General features: G+C 70.1%; 24 protein-coding genes. 14 read left to right on the top strand and 10 right to left on the bottom strand.

The window, feature by feature from the left end; all coding sequences use genetic code 11:
• The first annotated feature begins 20 nt into the window (after positions 1–20).
• The 7 genes from RPX00_RS44625 (at position 21) to RPX00_RS44595 (ending at position 6,988) form a co-directional block, all read left to right on the top strand.
• A complete protein-coding gene (locus tag RPX00_RS44625; protein WP_406635029.1) occupies positions 21–905 on the top strand; it encodes an amino acid ABC transporter permease in 885 nt (294 codons plus the stop codon).
• Complete coding sequence (locus RPX00_RS44620) at positions 902–1,675, top strand: amino acid ABC transporter ATP-binding protein (RefSeq protein WP_406635027.1); 774 nt, start codon at positions 902–904, stop codon at positions 1,673–1,675. Before RPX00_RS44625 ends, RPX00_RS44620 begins: the two co-directional genes overlap by 4 nt.
• A 41-nt stretch (positions 1,676–1,716) precedes the next feature.
• Complete coding sequence (locus RPX00_RS44615) at positions 1,717–2,883, top strand: NAD(P)/FAD-dependent oxidoreductase (protein ID WP_406635025.1); 1,167 nt, start codon at positions 1,717–1,719, stop codon at positions 2,881–2,883.
• Between the two features lie 37 nt (positions 2,884–2,920).
• Positions 2,921–3,616 carry a GntR family transcriptional regulator gene (locus RPX00_RS44610; RefSeq protein ID WP_406635024.1) on the top strand — a complete coding sequence of 232 codons (696 nt, stop codon included), beginning with the start codon at positions 2,921–2,923 and terminating at the stop codon, positions 3,614–3,616.
• Between the two features lie 122 nt (positions 3,617–3,738).
• The gene (locus RPX00_RS44605) at positions 3,739–4,335 is read left to right on the top strand and encodes a helix-turn-helix domain-containing protein (RefSeq protein ID WP_406635021.1); all 597 of its coding nucleotides are present in this window, start codon (positions 3,739–3,741) and stop codon (positions 4,333–4,335) included.
• A gap of 60 nt (positions 4,336–4,395) precedes the next feature.
• A complete protein-coding gene (locus RPX00_RS44600; protein WP_406635019.1) occupies positions 4,396–5,868 on the top strand; it encodes a peptide MFS transporter in 1,473 nt (490 codons plus the stop codon).
• A 34-nt stretch (positions 5,869–5,902) separates the two neighbouring features.
• Entirely contained in the window at positions 5,903–6,988 is a 1,086-nt protein-coding gene (locus tag RPX00_RS44595; protein WP_406635017.1) for an NAD(P)/FAD-dependent oxidoreductase, read from the top strand.
• On the opposite strand, the gene RPX00_RS44590 is transcribed toward RPX00_RS44595, so the two are convergent.
• The 5 genes from RPX00_RS44590 to RPX00_RS44570 form a co-directional block, all read right to left on the bottom strand.
• Positions 6,970–8,376, bottom strand: a complete 1,407-nt coding sequence (locus RPX00_RS44590) for an RAD55 family ATPase (protein WP_406635015.1) — start codon at positions 8,374–8,376, stop codon at positions 6,970–6,972. The genes RPX00_RS44595 and RPX00_RS44590 overlap by 19 nt on opposite strands.
• Entirely contained in the window at positions 8,376–9,482 is a 1,107-nt protein-coding gene (locus tag RPX00_RS44585; RefSeq protein ID WP_406635013.1) for a hypothetical protein, read from the bottom strand. The genes RPX00_RS44590 and RPX00_RS44585 overlap by 1 nt, the downstream gene beginning before the upstream one ends.
• Positions 9,479–10,273 carry a GAF and ANTAR domain-containing protein gene (locus RPX00_RS44580; protein ID WP_406635011.1) on the bottom strand — a complete coding sequence of 265 codons (795 nt, stop codon included), beginning with the start codon at positions 10,271–10,273 and terminating at the stop codon, positions 9,479–9,481. Before RPX00_RS44580 ends, RPX00_RS44585 begins: the two co-directional genes overlap by 4 nt.
• Before the next feature lie 308 nt (positions 10,274–10,581).
• Positions 10,582–11,001 (bottom strand): hypothetical protein, encoded by a 420-nt coding sequence (locus RPX00_RS44575; RefSeq protein ID WP_406635009.1) that lies wholly within the window; start codon positions 10,999–11,001, stop codon positions 10,582–10,584.
• 178 nt (positions 11,002–11,179) lie between these two features.
• Positions 11,180–11,737, bottom strand: a complete 558-nt coding sequence (locus tag RPX00_RS44570; protein WP_406635007.1) for a hypothetical protein — start codon at positions 11,735–11,737, stop codon at positions 11,180–11,182.
• A 261-nt stretch (positions 11,738–11,998) separates the two neighbouring features.
• Between RPX00_RS44570 and RPX00_RS44565 the strand changes: the two genes are divergently transcribed.
• Positions 11,999–12,238, top strand: a complete 240-nt coding sequence (locus RPX00_RS44565) for a helix-turn-helix transcriptional regulator (RefSeq protein WP_406635005.1) — start codon at positions 11,999–12,001, stop codon at positions 12,236–12,238.
• A gap of 33 nt (positions 12,239–12,271) precedes the next feature.
• Here the strand turns inward: RPX00_RS44565 and RPX00_RS44560 are convergent, their stop codons facing one another.
• A complete protein-coding gene (locus tag RPX00_RS44560; protein WP_406635003.1) occupies positions 12,272–13,330 on the bottom strand; it encodes a M20 family metallopeptidase in 1,059 nt (352 codons plus the stop codon).
• The gene (locus RPX00_RS44555) at positions 13,327–14,316 is read right to left on the bottom strand and encodes a LacI family DNA-binding transcriptional regulator (protein WP_406635001.1); all 990 of its coding nucleotides are present in this window, start codon (positions 14,314–14,316) and stop codon (positions 13,327–13,329) included. Before RPX00_RS44555 ends, RPX00_RS44560 begins: the two co-directional genes overlap by 4 nt.
• 114 nt (positions 14,317–14,430) lie before the next feature.
• Between RPX00_RS44555 and RPX00_RS44550 the strand changes: the two genes are divergently transcribed.
• From RPX00_RS44550 to RPX00_RS44535, 4 genes are read left to right on the top strand one after another with little or no spacing between them, the layout of a single operon-like run.
• Positions 14,431–15,183, top strand: coding sequence for a glutamine amidotransferase (locus RPX00_RS44550; protein WP_406634999.1), 753 nt, complete (start codon positions 14,431–14,433; stop codon positions 15,181–15,183).
• A gap of 32 nt (positions 15,184–15,215) precedes the next feature.
• A complete protein-coding gene (locus RPX00_RS44545; protein WP_406634998.1) occupies positions 15,216–16,211 on the top strand; it encodes a DMT family transporter in 996 nt (331 codons plus the stop codon).
• Positions 16,204–17,238 carry a phosphotriesterase gene (locus RPX00_RS44540; protein WP_406634996.1) on the top strand — a complete coding sequence of 345 codons (1,035 nt, stop codon included), beginning with the start codon at positions 16,204–16,206 and terminating at the stop codon, positions 17,236–17,238. The genes RPX00_RS44545 and RPX00_RS44540 overlap by 8 nt, the downstream gene beginning before the upstream one ends.
• On the top strand, positions 17,235–18,152 hold the full coding sequence (locus tag RPX00_RS44535; RefSeq protein WP_406634994.1) for a ribokinase: 918 nt from the start codon (positions 17,235–17,237) through the stop codon (positions 18,150–18,152). Before RPX00_RS44540 ends, RPX00_RS44535 begins: the two co-directional genes overlap by 4 nt.
• Positions 18,153–18,192: 40 nt before the next feature.
• Here RPX00_RS44535 and RPX00_RS44530 read toward each other — a convergent pair whose 3' ends face one another.
• Positions 18,193–18,774, bottom strand: coding sequence for a hypothetical protein (locus RPX00_RS44530; protein WP_406634992.1), 582 nt, complete (start codon positions 18,772–18,774; stop codon positions 18,193–18,195).
• 220 nt (positions 18,775–18,994) lie between these two features.
• Between RPX00_RS44530 and RPX00_RS44525 the strand changes: the two genes are divergently transcribed.
• Positions 18,995–19,771, top strand: coding sequence for an ArsR/SmtB family transcription factor (locus tag RPX00_RS44525; protein ID WP_406634990.1), 777 nt, complete (start codon positions 18,995–18,997; stop codon positions 19,769–19,771).
• 64 nt (positions 19,772–19,835) lie between these two features.
• Here the strand turns inward: RPX00_RS44525 and RPX00_RS44520 are convergent, their stop codons facing one another.
• Positions 19,836–21,728 (bottom strand): putative Ig domain-containing protein, encoded by a 1,893-nt coding sequence (locus RPX00_RS44520; RefSeq protein WP_406634988.1) that lies wholly within the window; start codon positions 21,726–21,728, stop codon positions 19,836–19,838.
• A gap of 168 nt (positions 21,729–21,896) precedes the next feature.
• Here RPX00_RS44520 and RPX00_RS44515 point away from each other — a divergent pair, with 168 nt between their 5' ends.
• The gene (locus tag RPX00_RS44515; RefSeq protein ID WP_406634986.1) at positions 21,897–22,907 is read left to right on the top strand and encodes a helix-turn-helix domain-containing protein; all 1,011 of its coding nucleotides are present in this window, start codon (positions 21,897–21,899) and stop codon (positions 22,905–22,907) included.
• 126 nt (positions 22,908–23,033) lie between these two features.
• Here RPX00_RS44515 and RPX00_RS44510 read toward each other — a convergent pair whose 3' ends face one another.
• Positions 23,034–24,155 carry a hypothetical protein gene (locus tag RPX00_RS44510; RefSeq protein WP_406634984.1) on the bottom strand — a complete coding sequence of 374 codons (1,122 nt, stop codon included), beginning with the start codon at positions 24,153–24,155 and terminating at the stop codon, positions 23,034–23,036.
• Positions 24,156–24,231: the final 76 nt, after the last annotated feature.

Genomic DNA, 24,231 nt, shown 5'->3' with positions numbered 1-24,231 from the left:
CCGGAAGGGAAACGGGGAACATGACAGCGATAAGTGCGCCACGGATCCAGGAAGAACCGGTAGTGCCGCTGCGCCGCCCGGGGCGCTGGGTCACCTACGCGGTCGCGGCGGTGCTGGCGGCGATGTTCGTCCACACCCTGCTCACCAACAAGAACTTCGGCTGGGACATCGTCGGGAACTATCTCGGGTCCGGGGAAATCCTCGCCGGGCTGGGGAAGACGATCGAGCTGACCGTGATCGCGATGGCGATCGGGATCGTGCTGGGCGTCGCGCTCGCGGTGATGCGGTTGTCGTCGAATCCGGCGCTGAAGGGGTTTTCCTCCCTTTACATCTGGTTTTTCCGCGGTACTCCGGTGTTCGTCCAGTTGCTGTTCTGGGGATACGCCTCGGCGCTGTATCCGCGGCTCGGGCTGGGGATTCCGTTCGGGCCGCAGTTCGTGTCCGCGCCGACCAACGTGCTGATCACGCCGTTCATCGCGGCGATTCTGGGGCTGGGCTTGAACGAGGGCGCTTACATGGCGGAAGTCGTGCGGGCGGGGATCTTGTCGGTCGACCGCGGGCAGACCGAGGCGGCGCAGGCGCTGGGCATGTCGCGGCTGCGCACCCTGCGCCGGGTCGTGCTGCCGCAGGCGATGCGGGTGATCATTCCGCCGACCGGGAACCAGGTGATCACCATGCTGAAAACGACCTCGCTGGTGAGCGTGCTGGCCTTTCCGGAGCTGCTTTATTCGGCGCAGCTCGTCTATTCGACGAACTTCAAGACGATTCCGCTGCTGATCACCGCGTCGCTGTGGTATCTGCTGATGACGTCGGTGCTGAATGTCGGCCAGCATTTCCTGGAGCGCCGGTTCAACCGCAGCGAGCGGGCCGTGTCGCGGCGCGCGATTCCTTCGGAGGGCCGATGACCAGCAGCGAAGCGCCGATGGTGGAGGCGGTGAACGTCTGCAAGAGTTTCGGTTCCGCCGCCGTGCTGAAGGGAATCGATCTCGAAGTGCGGCGCGGCGAGGTGATGACGTTGCTGGGGCCGTCGGGGTCCGGGAAGTCCACCTTTCTGCGGCTGATCAATCATCTGGAGACGCTGAGCGCCGGTCGCTTGTACGTCGACGGGCAATTGATCGGCTACGGCGAACGCAATGGGCGGCTGCATGAACTGCCGCCCTCGGCTGTGCAGCGGCGGCGCGCCGAGATCGGCATGGTGTTCCAGCGGTTCAACCTGTTCGCGCACATGACGGCATTGCAGAACGTCATGGAGGCACCGGTCGGCGTCCGCCGCGAGAAGCGCGAAGTCGTCCGGAAACGGGCGCTGGAACTGCTCGACCGGGTAGGGCTCGCTGACAAGGCGTCGGCGTATCCCAGTGCGCTTTCCGGTGGTCAGCAGCAGCGGGTCGCGATCGCGCGAGCCCTTGCCATGCAACCGAAACTGATGCTTTTCGACGAGCCGACGTCCGCGCTCGACCCGGAACTCGTCGGCGAGGTCCTCGACGTGATGAAGGATCTCGCCCGCTCCGGCATGACGATGGTCGTGGTCACGCACGAGATCGGGTTCGCGCGCGAGGTCGCCGACCACGCGGTGTTCATCGACGGCGGGGTCGTGGTCGAGAGCGGGAATCCGGCGCAGGTGCTGACCGATCCCCAGCATCCGCGGACGAAAGCGTTCCTCGGGAAAGTCCTGTGAACTCCCTCGCGCCTGGAAAGCCTGGAAAGGGGCAGCGTTCCGTGCAGATCGTCGTCATCGGGGCCGGGGTGATCGGCCTGTCCGTCGCCACCGCGCTCGCCCGCCGCGGCGCGCGCGTCACCGTCGTGGACCAGCACGTCCCCGGCGCGGGCACGTCCTCGACCAGCTACGCCTGGGTCAACGCGAACAAGAAGGAGCCCCAGTCCTACTACGAACTCAACCTCGCGGGCATGGACGCGCATCGCCGGCTCGCCGAAACCACCGGCGGTGGCTGGCTCGGCACCGGCGGGCACCTCGAGGTCGCGACCGACCCGGCGCACGCCGCGGAGCTGGAACAGCGGATGGCGCGTCTGACCGGTCATGGCTACCCCGTGGAGCAGGTCACGGCGGAACGCGCGCGGCAGCTCGTTCCGGACCTCCTCGTCCCGCCGGACCCGGGCCTGATCGCCTACTTCCCGAGCGAGGCGCACTGTTATCCGCAGCTCTACCTCGCCCACCTGCTCACGACGGCCGAAGAGCTGGGCGTGCAGGTGGTCAGCGGGGCGCAGGTCAAGGCGTTCGATACCGACGGCGGGCGGCCGGTGCTGCGGCTCGCCGACGGCACGGCGCTCGGCTGCGACCGGGTGGTCAGCTGCGTCGGCCGGTGGACCAGCGAGCTGCTGGCGCAGGCGGACGTGCCGCTGGCGATGGAAACCTTCACCCATCCCGGCGACGCGACGGTCGGCTATCTCGCGGTCACCAGCCCGGTCCCGGCCGCGCTGCGCGGGCTGCTCACGACGTCCCGGCTCAACGTCCGTCCAGACGGGGCGGGCCGGCTGCAGCTGCAGGCGCTCGACCTCGACCGCACGGCGGATCCGCGGGCCGTGCCGGATCCCGGGTCGCCGCTCGCGGAGGAGCTGCTCGACCGGCTCCGGAGCGTGCTGCGGCACACCAGGGCCGCGACCGTTTCGGAGCTGCGGGTCGGCCAGCGGGCGCTTCCGGCGGACGGGCTCACCGTCGCCGGGCCGGTGCCCGCGCAGCCGTGGCTCTACGTGGTCGCGACGCACAGCGGCGTCACCCTCGCGCCGCTGCTCGGCGATCTCGTGGCCAAGGAGGTGCACGACGGCGCGGCGCAGGACCTGCTCGCGGACTTCCGGCCCGATCGGCTTCTCGCGCCGGGGGTCCGGCACGCCCGCACGCAGCCGCCTCGCCGCCCGGGCGACCAGTAGAATCGATCCAGGTTTGTTCGAGAAGGGAACCGGGGGTATGGGCCGAATTCAGCGGGAGACGGTCGCCGAGAAGAGCGTGGCGATTCTGCGCGAGCGCATTCTCAGCGGCGAGCTGAGCCCTGGCACGCCGGTGACCGAGGACGCGGTGGCCGAGGACCTCGGGGCGTCCCGGGCGACGATCCGCCAGGCGCTCAACACCTTGCTGATGGACGGCCTGCTCACCCGGCACCCGGCGACCCGGGTGCTTCAGGTGACCACGCTCAGCCCGGAGGACGTGCGGGACATCTACCGGGCCCGGCGGTTCCTCGAACTGGGCGGGGTCGAGGCGGCCGCGCACGCTTCGGCCGAGCAGCTGGCGCGCATCACCGACGCGGTGCGGGACCTGGAGAAGACGGTGCACGACCACGACGTCACCGGGTTCGTGCAGGCGGACATCCGGTGCCACGTCGAGGTGGTCGAGCTGCTCGGGTCGCGGCATCTGACCAGCGCGCACCGGCATTTGATGGAGAAGCTGCGGCTGGTGATCACGGCGACCGAGCAGCAGGAGGCGCAGGTCCGGGAGAACCTCAAGGAACGGCTGGCCGTGCACAAGGAGTTCGCGGAGCAGCTGGTGTCCGGGGCGGTAGCGCAGGCGCGGGCCAATCTGGCGGCCCGATTGGACGATGCCGAGGAGGTGGTCGCGGCGGAGGCCGCGGCCGTCACCGCCCGGCCCGCCGGCCACCGGGCGGGCTGAACGCGTTTCTCGTTGTCCGGCAAGGGAATTCGCCGAGCGATGCGGTGCGCGCACTCGTGTTTAGTATTGACTGGCTCTGTTTTGCCGGACTAAACTCAGGCGGACGGAAGGAGGTCGGAGCCGTGGCGGAAGCAGATCCAGCCCGTGAAGTCGGGGCGGCGATCAAGCGGCTCCGGTCCGCACGCGGCCTGACGTTGCGGGAGCTGGCCGAGCGGTGCGGTCTTTCGCCCGGGTTTCTCTCGCTGGCCGAACGCGGCGTCAATGCGATTTCGCTGACCTCGCTGTTTTCCATCGCCAGCGCGCTCGAGACGGACGCGGTCGAACTGCTCGGCGCCGCGGGCAAGCGGAGCCGAGCGGAATACGCCGTGACCCGGCACGACGATCCGCGCGCCGCCCGGGTGGTGCTGGGCGAGCGGGAACACCGCGTGCTCACCGCGGATTTGCCGGACCAGCGCATCGAGGTGCTGGCCACCAGGGTGCGTCCCACTGATCAGCCGTCGCCGGTCACTCAGCACGACGGCGAGGAATTCTGTTACGTGCTGAGCGGCGAACTGGCCTTCCTGCTGCCGGACGAGACCGTGGTGCTCGCGGCAGGGGATTCGATCCACTTCAAGTCCACGACTCCGCACGCGGTGCACAACCAGGGCGACGTCGTCGCCGAGGTGCTCTGGACTGTCGACCGTCCGCTGCTGCGGCGGTCCGACGGCGCGACCTGCTGAACGTTTTCTTCGTTCAGCGACTGCCCTCTTTACCGAAAGGCGGCTATGAACGAGCAGACAATGGCGTCCGCACTGCCGTCCGCGCATGACCGACGGTTTTTCGGCCATCCCCGCGGCCTCGCGACGTTGTTCTTCGTCGAAATGTGGGAGCGGTTTTCCTATTACGGAATGTCCGCGATCCTGCTGTACTACTTGTACGACCGGACTTCCGAGGGCGGCCTCGGCCTGGACAAGGCGACCTCCTCGGCGCTGGTGTCGATTTACGGCGCGCTGGTGTTCATGTCCGGCGTCGGCGGCGGATGGCTGGCCGACCGGGTGCTGGGCATGCGGCGCGCGGTGCAGGCCGGCGGCGCGCTGATCATGTGCGGGCACCTGGCGCTGGCGGTGCCGGGCGGGCTGCCCGCGCTGCTGGTGTCGATGCTGCTGATCGTCGCGGGCACGGGGCTGCTGAAGCCGAATGTGTCCAGTTTGGTCGGCGAGCTGTACTCGATGAAGGACAATCGCCGCGACGCCGGGTTTTCCGTGTTCTACATGGGAATCAACCTCGGTGCGTTCATCGCGCCTTATCTCGTGGGCACGCTCGGGCAGAAGGTGGATTACCACGTCGGGTTCGCGCTCGCCGCGGTCGGGATGGCGGCCGGGCTGCTGGTGTTCGCTCGCGGCCGGCACCTGGGCCAGGCCGGGGCAGCGCCGACGAATCCGCTGCGCGACGGGGAACGGCGGCGGGTCGCGATTCGGGCCGGTGCGGGAATTGTGGTGCTGGCACTGATAGTCGGCGCGTTCGGGATTGCCGGAGCGCTGACGGTGCGCACGCTGATCAACGCGGTGACGGTATTGGCAGTCGTGTTGCCAGTGGCGTACCTGGCGATGATGCTGCGCAGCCCGCGGACGGACGCCGTCGAGCGGTCTCGGTTGCTTGCCTACATTCCGCTGTTCCTCGGCGCGGTGTGTTATTGGGTGGTCAACGAGCAGACCAGTTCGGTGCTGGCGCAATTCGCGGACAAGCGAACGGATCTGGAGATTTTCGGGTTTTCCGTGCCGTCGTCGTGGTTTCAGTCGCTGAACCCGATCGCGACGCTGGTGCTGGCCCCGGCGTTCGCCTGGCTGTGGATCAAACTGGGGGACCGGCAGCCCGCGACGCCGCGGAAATTCGCGCTCGGGCTGCTGCTCGGCGGAGCGTCGTTCGTGCTGATGGCCGGGCCGGGCCTGCTGCACGGGGTGCACGTGCCGGCCAGTCCGTGGTGGCTCGTCGCGAGCTACTTCGTGGTGATCTGCGGGTCGATGTGCCTGTCGCCAGTAGGGCTTTCGGCGACAACCAAGCTGGCGCCGCGGGCGTTCCTCGCCCAGATGATGAGCCTGTGGTTCCTGGCGTCCGCGGCGGCGAGCGGGATCAACGCGCAACTGGTGCAGTTGTACAGCGAGGACACCGAAATCGGCTATTTCGCCGGGGTCGGCGCGTCGGTGATGGCGGCGGGCGTCGTCTTGCTGCTGCTCGCGCCTTGGGTGCAGCGGCGGATGAGCGGCGTGCGGTGAGAAGAAAACAATCGGACGAGAAGGGGCGGACGAAATGCGGGTAGTCGTAGTCGGAGGCGGGATCGTCGGCGCGGCAGCCGGATACGAGCTGGTCCGGGCCGGGGTGGACACGGTGCTGGTGGACGAGGCGGCAAGCGGCCGCGCGACGTCGGCGGGCGCGGGCATCATCTGCCCGTGGTCGTCCGCCGTGGACGATCCGGACTGGTACCGGATGGCGTGCGGCGGCGCGGAGTACTACGAGGGCTTGCGGGCGGCGCTCGCCGAAGACGGGGAGACCGACCTCGGTTACCGCCGGGTCGGCTCGCTGCGGCTGGTCTCCGAAAGCGAAGCGGCGCAAGAGTTTCGGCGGATCTCGAACCGGGCGAAGGAATCGCCGCTGGCGGGCGACGTCGAGCTGATCGACGCGCAGCAGGCCCGGGAACTGTTCCCGCCGCTCGCGCACGACGGCCCGGCCGTCCACATTCCAGGCGCGGCCCGCCTGGACGGCCGGCTGGTGCGCGAAGCGATGCGCCGGGCCGCGGTTCGGCGCGGGGCGCGGATTGTCGAGGGCACTGCTGAAATCGCGGACGGGGGAGTGCGGGTCGGCGACGAGTTCCTCGGCGCGGATTCGGTGATCGCGGCAGCAGGGGCTTGGTCGCCCGCGTTGCTCAAGCCGCTCGGGGTCGAGGTGCGGGTCGAACCGCAGCGCGGGCAGATCGTCCATCTCCGGCTGCCGGGAACGGAAACCGCGCACTGGCCGGTGGTGCTGCCGCAGTCGCGCCATTACCTGCTGGCCTTCGACGATTCGCGGATCGTGGTCGGCGCGACGCGCGAGGACGGCGCTGGGTTCGACAACCGGGTGACCGCGGCCGGGCTGGCGGAAGTGCTGGCCGAAGCGCTGGCGGTGGCACCGGGACTGGCGGACGCGACGTACGTGGAGACCCGGGTCGGATTCCGTCCCGCCGGGCCGGACCTCCGGCCGCTGCTCGGCACGGTGCCGCAGGTGAAGGGGCTGGTGGTGGCCAACGGGCTCGGCGCGTCCGGGCTCACGATGGGGCCGTACGCGGGGTCGATCGCGGCCCGGCTGGCTCGCGAGGCCGACCCGGGGATCGACCTCAGCGCCTACGACCCGCTGCGGTGACGGTCCGGGTCAGCCGGACTGTCCATGACGATGCCGTTGCCGGTGATCTCGAAGGTGGTGGTGTAGGGACGGTTCGTGCTGGCCCGGGTTTTCAGCACGGTCAGCGCCCGGTCGACGCGCGCGGCGGCGCGCTGGTACTGCAGGAGGATCACGTTGTCGGACAGGTGGGAAACCCCGCTGTCGGACAGCCCCTCCCACCCGAACAGGTCCGGGATTTCCAGGGTGAGCATCGTGCTGACCCCCAGCTGGGCGCAGCGGCCCAGCAGGGAGTGCAGGAATTCGCTGAACCGCCGCTCGTCCTCGCACGCCGCGGCGAGGTCGGTCAGGCTGTCGATGACCAGCCTGCGGGACTGGGTGGCGTTCAGCGATTCCAGCAGGTCGTAACACCATTCGTCGATGTAGATGTCGTTGGGGGATTCGCAGCGCAGCGTGACGCCGCGCGACCGCGGCTGCCAGCCGAGGCTGTGCACGGCCCGGTCGAGCTGGAGCGGGCTTTCCTGCAGGGTGGTGAACGTGCTGTGCTGGCCCAGTTCGGTGCCGTGGAACGCGAAGTGCAGGCCCATCACGGTCTTGCCGGAGCCGGGCGGCCCGGCCACGATGGTGCTCGACCCGGGCCAGAAACCCCCGTCCAGCAAGGAATCGAGCCCGGCGATGCCCGAACTCACCCGGGCCGGGCTGGCCGGGTCGGGCGCGCCGTCGCCGTCGGAGGAGTCGCTGAGCCGGGGAAAGGCGTCCAGCCCGTCCTCGGAGATGCGGTAGGCGTGCCAGCCGGGCAGGAACCCGCTGCCGCGGAGCTTGAGCACCTGCAGCGCGCGGTTGGTGCGCTGGCCGCTGGTCTGGGTGGACAGCGCGATGGTGGTGTCGGCGATGGTGAACTCGGCCGAGGTCGCGAGTTCCGCGCTCCCGTATTCGGCCAGCCACAGGGTGCTGGTCGCCAGCGCGCTGAGCCGCCCGGCCAGTTCGTAGAGGAACCGCGTGTAGGCGGCCGGGTCCGGGGTGGCGTACCGCAGGGCCTTGATGCTGTCGACGACCAGCATCGCGCAGCGGCTGCGGGTCGCGATCTCGGTGATTCTCGCGAGCCCGGCGTTCAGCCCGCCCGAGGTCACCACGTCGCCGAGGTCCTCGAACAGCACCGAGGTCCCGATCCGGTCCGGCGCGCAGAAGGTGAGGCCGTCGAGGAACTGGGTGATCTTCGACAGGGGTTCGGTGAGGGTGCTGAAGTACACCACCGGACGGGAGGGGTCGGCGTTGGCGAACGCGTACTGCTGGGCCAGCACGGTCTTGCCGGACCCGGGGGCTCCCGCCAGCAGGGTGATCGACGGGTCGATCAGCCCGCCGCCCAGAATCGTGTCCAGCCGGTCGCACCCGCTGGCGAGCCGCTGTTTCATCACGCGACCCGCTTGCCCGAGGCGGGATGCAGATCGCGGACCGCGGCCAGGATCTGCGACGGGTGCACGGGTTTGGGCAGCACCCTGGCGGTGGCGGGCGGCGCCTGCCGGACCGCCATCGGCGAGATCACGATCACCTGCGTGCCCGGCTCCTCGGCGAGGTTCCGGATCAGCTCGGCCGCCCCCGCGGCGGTCTGGTCGACGATCGCCACCGGCGGCGGCAGCGCGGTGCGCGCCGTCCGCGCCGCCGTCGCGGACGTGGTCGCGGTGACCTCGAAACCGGCCGCACGCAGCACGTCGGACAGGCAGCTGACCGTGAACCGGTCCGGATCCACCACGAGGATCCGGGGATCGTCGCCGGGGTCGGCGAACTCGTCCGCGGCGTCCGGGCCGCGGTCCACGACGTGCGCGGCGCTGCTCGCGAGCGGCTGGGCCCGGTTCCGGGCGTGCTCGCGCAGCATCGCCTCCGCCGCCGGGAGGCCGACGCCCTGGCTGGTGGCGACCATCCCGGTGGCCTGCCAGACCGCGATCTGGTCCTGCTGCGCGGTGTAGCGGGTCAGCCGGAGCGCGGTGTCGGGCAAGCTGTCGGCGACGACGTCGGCCAGCATGCCCGCCGCGGCGATCGAGGCGCATCCGCGCACGGCGTCGATCTCGCTCGCGGACGGCGTCCAGTGCTCGCGGCTGGTCAGCACGACGGTGCCGACTACCGTGCCGAACGCCTCCATCGCGACCGTGTGCACGGTGGTGACGGCGTGCACGGCGGCGATCTGGGCCAGTCCAGGCCACCGGACGGCCTGCCGGCCGAGGTCGGCGTACACCGTCACGGCATCGTTGTTTTCGTGGCCCTGCCCGGGTTTCCCGGCCGATAACAAGTCCTCGTCGGCCCGGAAAGCGAGGAAATCGTCGAACAGTTGCCCGTTGGTGCCCGCGAGCGGAACAGCTTGGCCGTGGTCGTCGGGCAGCAGCACGACGGCTTCGTCCACGCCGGGCAATCGGACGCAGAGATCGGTGAGCAAGCAGGCCGCGTCCAGCCCGGCCCGGGGGACGGCCACCGTCCGGGCCGCCTCCAGCAGCAGCGACGCCCACTCTCCGCCCAACGTGTTCATTCCGTCCGCCTCCTGCCCTCGCCGCCGTCGTCTTCGTCGCGGCGGTCTTCCGAGTCGTTCTTCTCGCGGTCGTCGTGCTGGTCAGAGGGCAGCCGCAGCACGCCGGCGGTGACGTCGTCCGCCACCTCGGACAACCGGCGGCCGGTGACGTACGCGTGGGCGCGCAGCCGCAGCAACGCCTCCGTGACCGGACAGCCCAGCTGCGCCACGAGCGTCCCGGTGGCGTGGTGCACGGTGCGCCAGCGGTGGTAAAGCTCCTCGTCGAGCATCGCGTCGGCCTCGCCGGCGGCCGTGCGGGCCACCTTGTCGAGGAGGTGGCCGGTCGTGACCTGGCCCATCGTCAGCGCCAGATCCAGTTCGGGATCGGAGAGGGTCCGGCCGCTCGCCCGGTAGATTTCGAGCACCCCCATCGAAGCCGCCCCGGTGGACAGCGGGAACGCGAACATCGCGCGGATCCCCTCGTCGACCGCGGCCGGCGCGAACAGCGGCCACTGCCGGATCCGCCGCGGCTCGTCCAGACCGGCGGACAGCACCGCGAACCGGCGCCGCAACGCGGTCAGCCCAGGGCCTTCCCCCACGGTGATCTGGAGTTCGAGCATCCGCTCGGCGCGCGGATCGGTGGCGTAGGCCGGTTCGCCGAGCCCGCGCGGATCCGTCAGCCGCACCCCGGCGCCGTCGGCCGCCAGCACTTCCCGGCAGACTTGGACGACATGCCGCAGCGCCACCGGAGAACCCCCGGCGAGCGCGCGGATCGCCTCGTAGATCCGGGCGAGGTCCTGCTCGATCACCACAGCCGCGCCTCCGTGCTGAGGACTGCACGAACTCCCGACGCTATGGCCGGACCGCCGGCCCCGGCTAGGGCAACAATGCTCTAGCACCGGAGGCTTCCGGCCCGGAGCCTTGCGCCGTGCTGGCGAACGCAGTCCGGATCCGACCGATTCCCCGCCGCGCCAGGGGATTAGTGCGTCGAAAACAGGACTCCGCCTCGGCTCCCCGCTCGCCCTAGCGGGCTTGAGAATACGGGTAAATGGACGCCAACCGGGCATTCCGGTGGCAGTTTGTGTCCTTTGTGGATGGTCAGCCTGGCGCTGGCATCGGGTCAGAAGCGGGAGAGGTCTTCGGCGGTGGCGGTGTGCAGGACCAGGCGGTCGACGAGTTCGGGAACGCCGACGCACAGCACGGTCGCGCCGTCGTGCCAGGGCAGTTCGAGCACGGCGAGGCCGAGGGCGTCGATGCGCTGCCCGGTGGCCGGGGCTCCGTCGCAGGACACCGTCGCGGGCCTGCTGGGGGCGTGGCCGGCGGCGTGCTGGATGCGCTGATAGCGCTCGCGGCGGGCGGCGGGATCGGACGCGTGCTCCGGATCGGCGACGACGTCGGCACGGCTGAGGAAATTGCTCAGCAGGTCGGCGGTGGTGTCGAACGGCAGGCCGCGCGGATCGAGGCCCTCGCGGGAACGGACGGTCTTGACCGTCAGCTGGCAGCGGGCGTCGCTTTCGTAGACCAGTTCGAGCGCGGTCACCAGCGAGTCGGTGCCCTGGACGTTCCAGCTCGCGGCGGGGCTTTCCTCGCGGCCGCGAGAGGGCAGGGGAAACGGGTGAGGTAGTCGGCGAGGGCGGGGCCCCGCGGTGGCGGGACCCCGCTTCCGTCAGCGTCCATGCGGCGCTCGCAATCGCAGATCCAGGCGTTTCCGGGTGCGCTCAGTAGATGGTAGTGCTTGCCGAGGGGCCGCCGGAATAGCAGACGCCGCCGTCGATGAGGATGGCGAAGTTCCCGCCGCCGCCCTTGACGACCGCGTAGCCCGGGCCGCGGGTCAGGCCGCCGACGTTGCGTCCTTCGTCCCAGTAGGCTCCGCTCGGCCCGCCGGAGAAGCCCTGGGTGCTCTCGCCGCCGTTGTCGTCGAGCGTGACGGTCCACGATCGGCCGATGACGGCGGTGCGGACGTTGAAGCCGGTGTCCAGGTGCACGGAGGCGTTGCCGATTCCGTCCTCCCAGACCCAGGATCTGCCGCAGTCGCCGGTCACCACGTTGTGCGGTGCCAACCCGGCCGGCGCGCCCTTGGGCACCGAGTACTGGGTGCCGTTCGGGTAGGTGCGGATTTCGTAGCCGTGCGCGGCCGCGACCGCCGCGTCGAACCGGCCGATGTGCATCACGGTCTCGACGCGGTGCGGAGCCGCTCCCGCTGGAGCGGCGGCCGCCAGCGACCCGACGGCGCCGAGAACGACCGCGGAAAACGCGGTAAGGCGTCGGTTTTTCACCCTATCTCCCCTTTTCTGGTTTTCGCGACGGAGACCTTTCCGGTATCGCGGCAGCCGCATCCATGCGGTGCGGAAATCAGGTCGTTCCGTTCGCGCCGAATTCTCGGATGGCGCTTTCCATCCTGGCGACGAGGCCGAAGCTTGGCTAGACCGGCCGACCGGCCATCTATGTCCGCGTCCGGGCCGAACCGCTTGCCGGTGCGAGGAAGTCAACTACTGTTCGCGGAGGAGGATCGGGGAAACCGAAAACGGGGAAGCGTTGTGGATGCGCCATTCGGTGCCGTGCTGCGGAGCCATCGGAAGCAACGGAATCTGACCCAGAAAGAGCTGGCGGAAATGGCCGGCCTTTCCGAGCGCACAATCCGACGCTGGGAGACCGGGCAGCACCGGAATCCGCAAATCATGTCCGTGCAGCGCGTGGCGGACGCGCTCGCGCTGGAGGCTGCCCAGCGCGAGCTGCTGCTTGTCTCGGCCCTGCCGAAGCCGCCCGGCGACGGTTGACCGTCGACATCGGACTACCGGGAGGGGCAACAGTCAGCGCGCGACGGACAGCACCAGCTCCCGGTAGTTGCGCAACGCCTGCCGCCACGACTCCAGTTCCAGTTTCTCGTTCGCCGCGTGCATCTGGCGGGGATCGCCGGGACCCCAGATCACGATCGGCGCACCGCCCACGGACCCGGACAGGGCCGAGGCGTCGGTGAAATAGCTGGCAGCCGGTGCGGTGGCGTGGCCCGCGAGCGCGTCCGGCAGGTGCGGGGTGCGGACCGCGGGCAGGTCAAGCTCCACTTCGGCGGTGATCGCCGGATCGAGCGAGGCCGCCCAGGCGATCGCGGGCGCGCCGCCGTCCACGGTGCGCACGTCCAGGGTCAGGGTCGCCGACGCGGGCACGATGTTCGTCGCGGTACCGCCTTCGAACGTGCCGACGTTGACGGTTTCCTCGCCCAGATAGTCCTCGGTGGACAGTGGAAGGGAGCCGAGCGCGCCGAGGGCCCGGTCGGCGAGCAGCTGGATCGCGTTGCGTCCGAGGTGGGGCGTGGAGCCGTGCGCGGCCTTGCCCTCGGCGGCGAGCCGCAGCCAGGTGGCGCCGCGGTGGCCGAGCGAGACGTGGTTCTGGGTTGCTTCCGGCACGACGACGATCCTGGGCGTCAGGTTCAGCGCCGCCGAGGCCTCCGCGGCGCCCCGGCAGCCGATCTCCTCGTCGCTGGTGATGAGGACCTGCGCGTCGGCGCCGGCTTCCGCGGCGTTGCGCAACACGGCCAAGGCGGCGACGAGCCCGCCCTTCATGTCGACGCTGCCGCGGCCGTGCAGGAACTCCTCGTCGACGTCCGCGGAGAACGGGGCGCGGTCCCAGAGGTCGAGCGAACCGACCGGGACGGTGTCGATGTGGCATACGAAAAGCGGCCCGTCGGGCGAGCCGGTGCCGAGGAGAACCCATGGCCGCCCGGAGGCCGAGCGCTGCAAGACGCGTACGCCCGAGGTGGCGGTGGCGTACGAGACTGCCAGCTCCTGGGCGGCGGACTGCGCGGCGTTGCCTCCCGAGGTGGTGTCCTGGCGCACCAGATCGCCGAGCAGGGCCAGGGCTTCGTCGGTCATGCGGGGTACTCCTGGGTCGATTCGCGGACGACGAGCTGCATGGAGAGCACGTGGTCCGCGGGGGCGATGCCGGCCGCGAGGCGGGTGATCTCGTCGACCGCTTTGCGGGCCATGTCCTCGGTCGGCTGCGCGACGGTGGTCAGCCTCGGCGACGTCCATTCGCCAAGAGCGATTCCGTCGCAGCCGATCACCGACAGGTCCTTCGGCACCGAGATCCCCGCGCGCCGGGCCGCTTCGAGCAGGCCGACGGCGGCGATGTCGCTGGCGGTGAACACGGCGGTCGGCGTGGCGTCGGCCCGGGCCATGTGCGCGAAAAAGTTCATGCCAAAGGCTGAACTGAAGGCCCCGCGCACGATCAGCGATTCGTTCGCCTCGACCCCGTACGCCTTCAGCGCCGCCCGGTACCCGGCCTCGCGCTGGTCCGCTGTCCGCAGCCCGGCCGGGCCGCCGACGTGGGCGATGAGCCGGTGGCCAAGGGACAGCAGATGGGTCGTGGCCTGGAAGGCGCCGCCGAAGCTGTTCGCGGTGATGTGCGCGATCCGCTGCCCGGCGGCCTTGACGTACTCGTCGAGGAAGACGACCGGGAAGTCGCCGGGCAAGCGGTTCGCGAAGGCCTCGTTGGTGGTGTTCATCCCCAGGTAGATCAGCCCGGACACGTCCGGAAGCCGCATGAGCCGTTCCACGCTGGCGCGCTCGCGCGAGGGCGAGGACCCGGTGAGCGCGGTGAACACGTCGATGCCGTCCGCCGCGGCGGCGTCGACCACCGCGTCCGCCAGCGCGGAGAAATACGGGTTTTCCAGCGACGGGACGACCAGGCCGAGACTGAGGCCGGTCGCCTGTTTCTGCACGGGCGGATGCCCTTCGGCGGACAGCGCGGCGTCGATGCGGCGGGCGGTGTCGGTGGCGACGTTCAGCTCGCCCCGGACATACCTCGACACCGTCGACACGGCCACTCCGGCCTCCCGGGCCACCTTCGCCAGCGACATCCGGCTCCTCCCCGTTCGAGCGTTGACGGCGACTGCAACCGCATCCTATATTGGCGGTGTTGCGCTACGTTGCGCAACACACGCTAAACGGTTTTCGCCCTGAAGGAGTCGTCGATGGTCAAGGTCCTGCTAGCCGGGGAGTCGTGGGTCAGTGCGACGATCGACCACAAGGGATACGACCCGTTCGCGCACACGCAGGTCGAGATCGGGTGCGAGCGGCTGCTCGCGGCGCTGGCGGCGGAAGGGGTCGAGGTGACTCACCTGCGCTCGCACGACGTGGCCGAGAAATTCCCGCAGACGCTGGAAGAACTCGGCGCCTACGACGTCGTGCTGCTGTCCGACGTCGGCTCCAACACGCTCCTGCTGCACCCGGACACCTTCACCCGCGGCCGTCCGACGCCGAACCGGCTGAAGCTGCTGCGCGAGTGGGTCGAGAACGGCGGCGGGCTCATGATGGCCGGCGGCTACCTGAGCTTCCAGGGCTTCGAGGGCAAGGCCAACTACCACCGCACGCCGATCGAGGAGATCCTGCCGGTCGACATCGATCCGCACGACGACCGCGTGGAGACCCCGGAGGGCGTCAACGCCCGCGTCGTGCAGTCCTCCCACCCGGTGGTCGCGGGGCTCGACGAGGAATGGCCGATCCTGCTGGGCTACCAGCACACGACGCTGAAGCCGGACGCCGAACTGCTCGCCACCGTCGAGGGCGACGTCATGCTGGCCGCGCGCCAGGTCGGCCGCGGCCGCACGCTCGCGTTCACCTCGGACATCTCCCCGCACTGGGCTCCCGAGGAATTCATGAGCTGGGACGGCTACCGCAAGCTCTTCGCGCAGGCGATGGCCTGGCTCGCCGGCCGCGAAATCTGAGCCGCGCCGCACTCAGGATCAAGGAGGATTCGATGAGTACGTCACCCACTCGCCGCGCGACCTCGGTCGTCGTACTGACGATCGCGACCGTCTTCGCCGGGATGCTCGGCCCGTTGCAGTCGCTCGTCAACGGGCATCTCGGCACCGCGCTCGGCGACGGGCACGCCGCCGCGCTGGTGTCCTTCGGCACCGGCCTCGTGCTGATGCTGATCCTCGTGCTGTCGCGGCCGAAAACGCGCACCGCGTTCCTCCGGCTGCCGGGACAGCTGGTGCGCGGCGAGATCCCGAGGTGGAACTTCTTCGCCGGTCTGTGCGGCGCGGTGATCGTGCTCTCCGAGGGCGTGACGGTGGGCTTCCTCGGGGTGGCGATCTTCCAGACCTCGCTGATCTCCGGGATGGTCATCTCCGGCGTGGTGTGCGACCGGCTCGGCATCGGCGTCCCGTTCAAACAGGCGATGAGCGCGCCGCGCATCGCCGGGGCGATCCTGGCCATCTGCGCCACCGTGCTGGTCGTTTCCCCGAACTGGTCGGCCCCGCACATGATCGCGCTGGCGGTCATGCCGTTCGTCGGCGGCCTGCTCGCCGGATGGCAGCCCGCGGGCAACTCCGAGATCGGCCTGCTCTCCGGGTCGATGTTCGTCTCCATCACCTGGAACTTCCTCATCGGCTTCGTCGCGCTCGGCCTCGTGTACGTGGTGCGGATGGCGGCCTCGGGCGCGCACTTCGCGTTGCCCGGCACGTGGTGGATGTACTTCGGCGGACCGCTCGGGCTGCTGTCGATCGCGCTGATGGCCTTGCTGGTGCGCGGTTTGGGGCTTCTGCTGCTGGGGCTGGCCTCCACCGCCGGCCAGCTCATCGGGTCGCTGCTGCTCGAGGTCGTCGCTCCCGCGGCGGGGTCCAGCCTGCATCTGGTCACCGTCATCGGTGCTTTCGTGGCTCTGGCGGCCGCGGCGATCGCGATGATCCCGTCCCGGCATACCGCGGAACCAGCGGCCTTTGCGCAACCCGCGGAGGTGCATCATGGCTGAGGTGCGCGGCGTCCTCGGTGCGATCGACGCGGCGGACCTCGGGCTGGTGCTGCCGCACGAGCACCTCTTCAACGACCTGTCGTCCGCGGTCGCCGAACCCGCCTACGCGTCCACTCGGCGGCTCGTCGACGCGGAAGTGGGGCCGGGCTGGCAGTTCCTGCTTCGCCAGGATCCGTACTGCTGCACGGATAACGTGGCGGTGAAGGACCACGCGAGCGTCGTGCGCGAGGTGACGGCGTTCGCCGCGGCCGGCGGCGGCACGGTGGTCGACGCGACCGGCAGCGCCGCGATCGGCCGGGATCCGCGTGCCCTCGCGGCGGTGGCCGAGGCGACCGGGGTCAACGTCGTCATGGGCACGGGCGCGTATCTGGAGAAGTTCGAGGGCGAGCGCATCACCGTAGTCGCCGTCGACGCGCAGACCTCGCGGATTCTCGCGGAGCTGGACCAGGGTGTCGGCGAAACGGGAATCCGGGCCGGGGTCATCGGCGAGGTCGGCGTCTCGCCGCTCTTCACCGACGGGGAGCGGGCTTCCTTGCGGGCCGCGGCGCTCGCCCAGGCGGAGCGGCCTGCCGTCGGGCTCAACATCCACATGCCGGGCTGGCAGCGCCGCGGGCACGAGGTGCTCGACCTCGTGCTGGACGAATGCGGTGCGCGGCCGGCCAAAGTGGCGCTCGCGCACAGCGATCCGTCCGGCGACGACCCGGGCTATCAGCGCGAGCTTCTCGAACGCGGCGTGCTGCTGGAGTTCGACATGATCGGGCTCGACATCTCGTTCCCCGGCGAAGGCGTGGCCCCGACGGTCGCCCAGACCGCGCGGGCTGTGGCGCGGTGGGTGCACGAGGGCTTCGGGGAGCAGATCATGTTGTCGCACGACCTGTTCCTGAAGCAGATGTGGACGCACAACGGCGGCAACGGGCTCGTGTTCGTGCCGACGATCTTCGCTGATCTCCTCGAAGCCGAAGGCGTGCCGGCCGACGCGGTGGCCCGGCTGATGCGCGACGTCCCGGCGCGGTGGCTCACCGCATGAGCCCCTCGGTAGCGGTGGTCGCGTCGCTCAACGTCGACCACATCGTCCAGGCGCCGCGCATTCCGGAGCCGGGGGAGACCCTGCTGGGGTTTTCGACGAGCCGGGAACTGGGCGGGAAAGGCGGCAACCAGGCGGTGGCCGCCGCCCGCCTCGGCGCGAGCGTGGCCGTGCTCGGCTGCGTCGGCCAGGACGAGGACGGCGACGAGTACCTGGAAGCTCTGCTCGCCGAGGGCATAGACGTGACGCACGTGCGACGGTCAGCGTCGCCGACCGGCCGGGCAGCGATCACCGTTGACGCGGAGGGCGTCAACTCGATTGTCGTGGTGGCCGGGGCGAATGCCGATATTCCGGCTGCCGCGGCCGAAACGGCGATCAGCGACCTGCCGGGGCTTCGGGTCGTCGTGGGTCAGCTGGAGGCCGCGGTGGAAGCGACGGAACGCGCTTTCACGGCCGCTCGTGCGCGTGGCGTGCTGACGGTGCTCAACACCGCGCCGGTGGACGACGTGGCCGCGAGGCTGCTGCCGCTCAGCGATGTGGTGGTGTCGAACGAAATCGAGTTCCGCCAGCTCACCGGCGAGGACCCGTTCGACGGTGCGCGGCGCGGCAGTGCCGGGCTGTTCGCCGCGGGATGCCGCTGGGTGATCGTGACGCTCGGGGCCGCGGGATGCGTGGTCCTCGATGCCGCGTCGGCCACGCAGGTCCCGGCGGTCGCCGTACGGGCAGTGGACACGACGGCGGCCGGAGACTCGTTCGTCGGAGCCCTTGCCGCCCGGCTCGCGGAGATGCCCGGCGAGCCGACCACGGCGGATGTGGTGGCAGCGTGCGGTTTCGCGGCGAAGGTAGCGGCTGTGGTCGTGACGCGGCCTGGGGCGCATCCGTCGCTGCCGACCTTGGCCGAGGTGCTCGACGCGTGACACGGCGGCGGCATCCTGCCGGGTGCCGCCGCCGGATCAGTCAGCAGTTGTTCGAGATGTACCCCACGGGACGCCAGTTCCCGTGCGGCTGCTTGTAGTAGGCCTTCGGCGAGGTGGACAGGTACTCGCCTACCTTCCCGTAGAACGAGGTCGTGTAGTGGTGCGTCTGGTTGTTGATCCAGGAGCCGCCGTCCTTGAAGCCGTTCGGGATTTCGTAGAAATCGCCGCAGGTCGCGTGCGTGAATCCGGGGCCCTCGAAGTTGTCTTTCTTCCATCCGCAGAAAGCACCGTACGAACAGAGTACGAACGGCGTGCGCGGGTCGTTGCCGTTCAGTCCGTCGCCGAACGCGTGCGCATACTTATCGCCGGGCAAAGGATACGTGACAACGGAATTGTCGCCCGTGACGATCTGATTGGGCGAGACCTGTCTCCCGTGCAGCACCGTCAGGTCGCGGTCGATCTCGCTCTGCAGCGTGGCGGTCTGCTGGGCGGTGAACCCCGCGGAACGCAGTTGTGCGGCAAAGCCCCCGGCCGGGGAGGCCTCCGCCTGCGCCGCCGTCGTCGCGACGGCGGCCAGCGAAATCAACGCCGCCCCCAGGACCGCACCCATTTTCACTCGCATGAAAACCCCTCTTCCGGTATCGCTGTCCAGGGGTGCGAACGGAGCATCCCGATGGGCCGAACGCGGCCGCCGGTCCGGGTGAAAGCTCAATTCCCGTCCCCCTGCTGGTAAATTCGATGTTTGCGCAGCGGAAGGCGGCGGCGCGATGGTTTAAGCTAAAACTCAAACCAAGGGGGATTGCGTGTTTCGGTTGCGCTGCACACCGGAAGACCTTCTGCGCGTGTCGATCGCCGAACGTCCGGCACCGCTCGTCGAGCTGGTCCTGGCGACGCAGGTGTCCGCCCAGGGCAAGCCGCTGCTGAAGCTCGCAACGCGCTCGGGCCCGACGGCCGCGGGCGCCGAACTCCGCGCGATCGACCGCCGGCCGAGGACGAAGGGGCTGGCCAGGCAGGGCCGCGAGGCATGGCAGGTGCTGGAGGAGGCCATGCGCGCCGGCTACCGGACCGAACGCTGGCGCGGCCTGCGCGCGGGCTTCGACGCCGAAACCGCGTGGCGGGCGAGAATCCTTGCGCGGCAAGGCATCCGCGCGCTGTTCGCCAGCCTCGGCCCGGCTGTCCGGTGGAGCGGCCGGACGCTCGAAGCGGACTTTCCCCGCGACGTCGACCTCGCCCTGCACGGGCACGGCATCGTCCTGCGGCCCGCGCTGCTGTGGTCGGGGCATCCGCTGGTGGCCTACTACGCGGACCGTCCCACCACGCTGCTGTATCCCGCGCTCACCCCGCTGCTGAACCCGGACAGCGCGGCGGACCCGCTGACCGGGCTGCTCGGAGCCACTCGCGCGCGGGCCCTTCGTTGCCTGGTCAGCGGGCGCACCACCACCGGGCTCGCCCGTAAGCTTTCCGTGTCAGTCGCCGCGGCGTCCTTGCACGCCAAGGCTTTGCGCGAGGCCGGGCTGATCGTGTCGCTTCGCGACGGCAAAGCTGTGCGCCACCAGTGCACTCCGCTCGGACTCGATCTGCTGGCTACCGAAACCGCCGAGCCGGACGACGCTCGCTGAGCAGTTCCCCGCGCAGCAAGGAAAGGCCGCCCCGCGTACGGGACGGCCTTCCTCCGCTACAACCTCAGCTCACGGTCAGCGCCGTGTCGTCGAGGCAGAAGGACGTCTGCAGGCTCGAGTCCTCCGTGCCGGTGAAGGTCAGCGTCACCGTCTGCCCGGCGAACGCCGACATGTCAACGGTGCGCAGCTGGTATCCGCTTGCCTGGTTCAGGTTCGAGTACGAGGCGAGCGTGGTCGAACCGGCCTTGACGGTCAGCTTGTCGTACGACGTCGAGGCGGTGGTCTCGGCGGTGTCGATGTGCAGGTAGTAGCTCAGCGTGGCGTGGCATCCGGCGGGGATGCTCACCGACTGCGAAACCGTGTCGGTGTGCGCGCTGCCGTAGCCGTTGAGGTAGGCCAGGTAGGTGCCGCCGTGCGGGGGTTCGCCGTTGGACGACGTGCTGATCACTCCGCTGGACGCGGTCCACGGGCTGGTGCCGTTCTCGAAGCCGGGGTTGCCCAGCTTCTGCCCGGAGCAGGTGCCGCCGCCGGTCGGGGTGATCGTCCAGGTGAACGTGGTGGCGCCGGTGGCGCCGGAGGAATCCTTGGCGGTCGCGGTCACCGAGTACGTGCCGGCGGTGGTCGGCGTGCCGGAGATCAGGCCGCCGGAGCTGATCGACAGCCCGGCGGGCAGGCCGCTGGCGGTCCAGGTGTAGCCGCCGCTGCCGCCGGACGCGGACAGCTGCAGGCTCGTCGCGGTGCCGACGACGCCGTTCTGGTTGCCCGGGTTGGCCGCCGTGACGCCGCCGCTGGGTGCGCCCGCGGTGAACGCCGCGGTGCCGTTGGGGGTGCCGAGCCCGGTCGGGCCGTCCCAGCCCGGTCCCGCCTTGCACTGCACGGTGGCCGAGCAGCTGCCGTTGCTGCCCGAGGTCACGTCGTTGAGGTTGCCGGTGTGCGAGTACGGGTAGGCGGCGGGGGAGTCGGACGCGCCGGGCGTGCCGGCGAGGGCGTAGACGGACGCGATGATCGGGGCGGACGCGCTGGTTCCGCCGTACACGGCCCAGCCGCTGCCGCCGTAGGTCTGGTACACCGCGACGCCGGTCTGCGGGTCGGCCACGGCCGAGACGTCGGCGACCGCGCGCTTGCTGCAGCTGGTCGTCACGTTCTGGAACGACGGTTTGGCCACGTAGCCCGAGCAGCCGCTGCCCGCGCCGCTCCACGCGGTTTCGCCCCAGCCGCGCGCGCTGCTGTTGCGGCTCAGCGAGGTGCCGCCGACCGCGGTCACGTACTGCGACGAGGCCGGGTAGCTGATGCCGTAGCCGCTGTCGCCGGTGCTCGCGGTGATCGCGACGCCCGGGTGGTGGAAGTAGCTCGAGTCGGAGGAGGGTTCAGAGCCGTCTTCGCCGCCGCCGTAGCTGTTGGAGACGTACTTCGCGCCCATCGACACGGCGGTGTTCACCGCGGTGCCGAGATCGGCCATGCTCGGCTGGTTCGCTTCGACGAGCAGAATGTGGCAATTCGGGCAGATCGCCGAAACCATGTCGACGTCGAGCGAGATTTCGCCCGCCCAGCCGGAATCCGCGCTCGGCAGCGGGCTGGTTTGCCCGTTTTGGTTCACTTTCTTGAAACAGCCGTTCGCGGTGGTGCACGCCGGGAGCCCGTAGGTGGAGCGGTAGCTCGCGAGGTCCGATTCGGCGTTCGGGTCGTCGTTGGAGTCGATGATGGCGACGGTGGCCGACGCGCTGCCCGCGGCGGTGAGGTTGTAGGCGGAGCGCAGGTCCGCCGGGCCGAACCCGCTGGGCAGCGCGCCCGGGGAGAGCAGCGCCCGCATGGTGTCGGTCTGGCGTTCGGCGAAACACGTGACCATGCCGGGCTTCGCGTTCTCGGCGCAGACGCGGGCGGTCGGATGCGCCGCGGCGGGCGCGGCCACGGCGGGCAGGGCCGGGGCGGTCAAGGCCAAGGCCGCGAAACCGGCCATGGCAAGGATTCTTCGAGCTGAACGGGACACGATCCCTCCCAGGGAAATTCCTGCGAACGGCGTCGGGCCATTCGGTGCTCCGTTGTCTACAGTTCGTTCAGCCCTGGCGGTGTCGCGCTGGTGCCAGTGGCGCAATGGTGTCGGCTCGCCCGGTGGAGGTGCCCCCGAATGGTTCCCGAAGCAACCGGCCATCTCAGGCTTCTCGGGCTCAAAGCGGACGAAGCAGAAATCTATCTCGACCTACTTTCGTCGGGCCCGGTTCCGCCGGACCGCCTAGCCGCGGCGACCGGCCGCGACCCGGGCGAGGTGCGCCGCGTGCTGACCGCGCTGGCCGGCATCGGCTTGGCCGGCCCGGTCGACGGCCCCGGCTCGCCGATGTCCGCGCTGCGCCCGGAGCCGGTGCTGGAAGTGCTGAGCAGACAGCGCGAGGCCGAACTGGCTGGTGCCAGAGCGGCGATGACGCGCCTGTACGAGCACTACCGCAGACAGTCGGTCCGCGACGTCGCCGACCCGATGATCGAGGTGGTCAGCGGGACCACCGCCGCCGAACGCGTGCAGCAGCTCGAACGGGCGGCGCGGACCGAGGTGCGCGGACTGGACTCCCCGCCGTACTACGCCGACGCGGACGCCAACGAGATCGAACTGGAGAACCTGGCCCGAGGCGTCCGCTACCGCGCCGTCTACGGCAGGCTCGCGCTGGAGCGGCCCGAGTACGTGGCGAAAAACATCCTGCCCTGCGGGAAAAGCGGCGAGGAAGCCCGGGTGCTGCCCGAGGTGCCGGTGAAGCTCCTCATCGTCGACGACTGCGCCGCACTCTCCGGCGCGGACCGCACCGTGCTGCTGATCCGCGCCTGCGGCCTGTTCGACGCGCTGGCCGGACTCTTCGACATGTGCTGGCAGGTCGCCCTCCCGCTCGGCCTCGCCGACGACACCTCCGGCCCCGCCATCCGGCCCAGCGAACGCCGTCTGCTCGGCCTGCTCGCGGCAGGCCTCACCGACGACCAGGTCGCCCGTGTACTCGGCGTCAGCCGCCGCACGATGTTCCGCTACCTCGAGAACCTGATGGCCCGCACCGGCGCGGCCAACCGTTTCCAGCTCGCCCTGCACGCCACCCGCAACGACTGGCTGTCGGTCGACTCGCAGCCAGGCGTCTCGCCGGTTCGGTCGGTGCCGTTGTGAGTGCTGATGTGGCCCAGCGTATGCCGCGTGGTTGACCTCCCGGTGCGGTGTCTCGTCGATCCGGTTCGCCTCTGCTCGGACGCGCCCTCGAGCACACCAAAACGGCTGTGTGCCAAGGGTTCGCGCTTATCCGATCTCACCTCCCTCGAGCGCCGGAAAAGCTTGCCGCACCTCGGTGAACAACACCCCGTGCCGTCCATAGCCGAACGTCACCGCCGCGTCCCAGAGCGCGTCGAACGCGGCAGCCAGCGGATCCGGTTCCCGCGCGGAGAACACCGCCGGAAACGCCATCGCCTGCTGGAGGCAGTTGTCGTGCTGTCCGTCCGGCGAGGTGGCCAGCGTGTGCGGCACCTGTTCGTCCGCGAACAGCCGATCCCACGCCGCCCGCCGGTCGCCGTCGAACGGCGGCGGCAGCGGCGCTCCCCGGTCCATCGCCGCGAGCGCTGGGGCGATCCACTCGACCTCGGTCAGCCGCGCCTCGGCGAACGCGCGCCGCGCCGTCCACCGGGCGATCTGCCGCTGGCTCGCCGGATTCGTCCGCTCGATGGCGTCGACCAGCGACCGGTCCAGCCTCGCCACGCTCATCACGTTGCCCCGCAGCTGCCGCAGCCGTTCGCTGGGCAGGCTCCCGCCCCACGCCTGTTTCTCCGCCCTTAGGTGCGCTTCCTCGGCGACCCGTTCCTGTTCCAGGCGAGCGAGACGCTCGGCTTCGGCTTTCTCCTCCGGAGTCGGGGGCGGCGGCCGCTTTCTGGCCGCGTCGTGCCAGTAGGCGGCGGCCGCGCTGGTCTGCTTGACCACGCGGTCCGGCCCCGGCGGACTCGGCCAGAACTGGAGCAGGTAGCGGTCGGGCTCGAAATACTCGTCCTCCGAAATGCCCAGCCGGCGCGCCTCGTCCATCCGCGTTCCGCTGTAGCGCACCCGATAGTCGATCTCGCGCAGGTCGAGCGGCCAGAACTCACTTCCGCCCCAGGAGACGAGCGCTGCCTCGCCGACCGGACGAAACGACACCTCGACGATCTCCTCCCAAGCGTCGTCCAGCGGCGGTTCCTCGTCGTGCGACTCCACCCGGAAGCCGACCTCGCCGGTGTGCAGCCCGGTGATCAAGGCCAGCGCTCCTGGCACCGCACCGCCGCACAGCCCGTTGCGCTGGCCGCCGAAACACTCGCCAAGCCTTGGCGGCCCCTGATCGCTCTGGACATAGATCTGCCCGTAACTGACCGGTGCTTCGCCGCTCATCATCACTCGCATCGCCGTTCCTCCCCTTCGGCTGCTGTCGGAGACATCATCGCGCGGGGCACCGACAAAAACCGGAGTCTCAGCCAGC

The sequence above is a fragment of the Amycolatopsis sp. WGS_07 genome (assembly GCF_045278895.1).
GTDB lineage: Bacteria > Actinomycetota > Actinomycetes > Mycobacteriales > Pseudonocardiaceae > Amycolatopsis.
The sequence above is the reverse complement of the archived record's forward strand: the minus strand, read 5'-3'. Positions and strand labels throughout refer to the sequence as shown.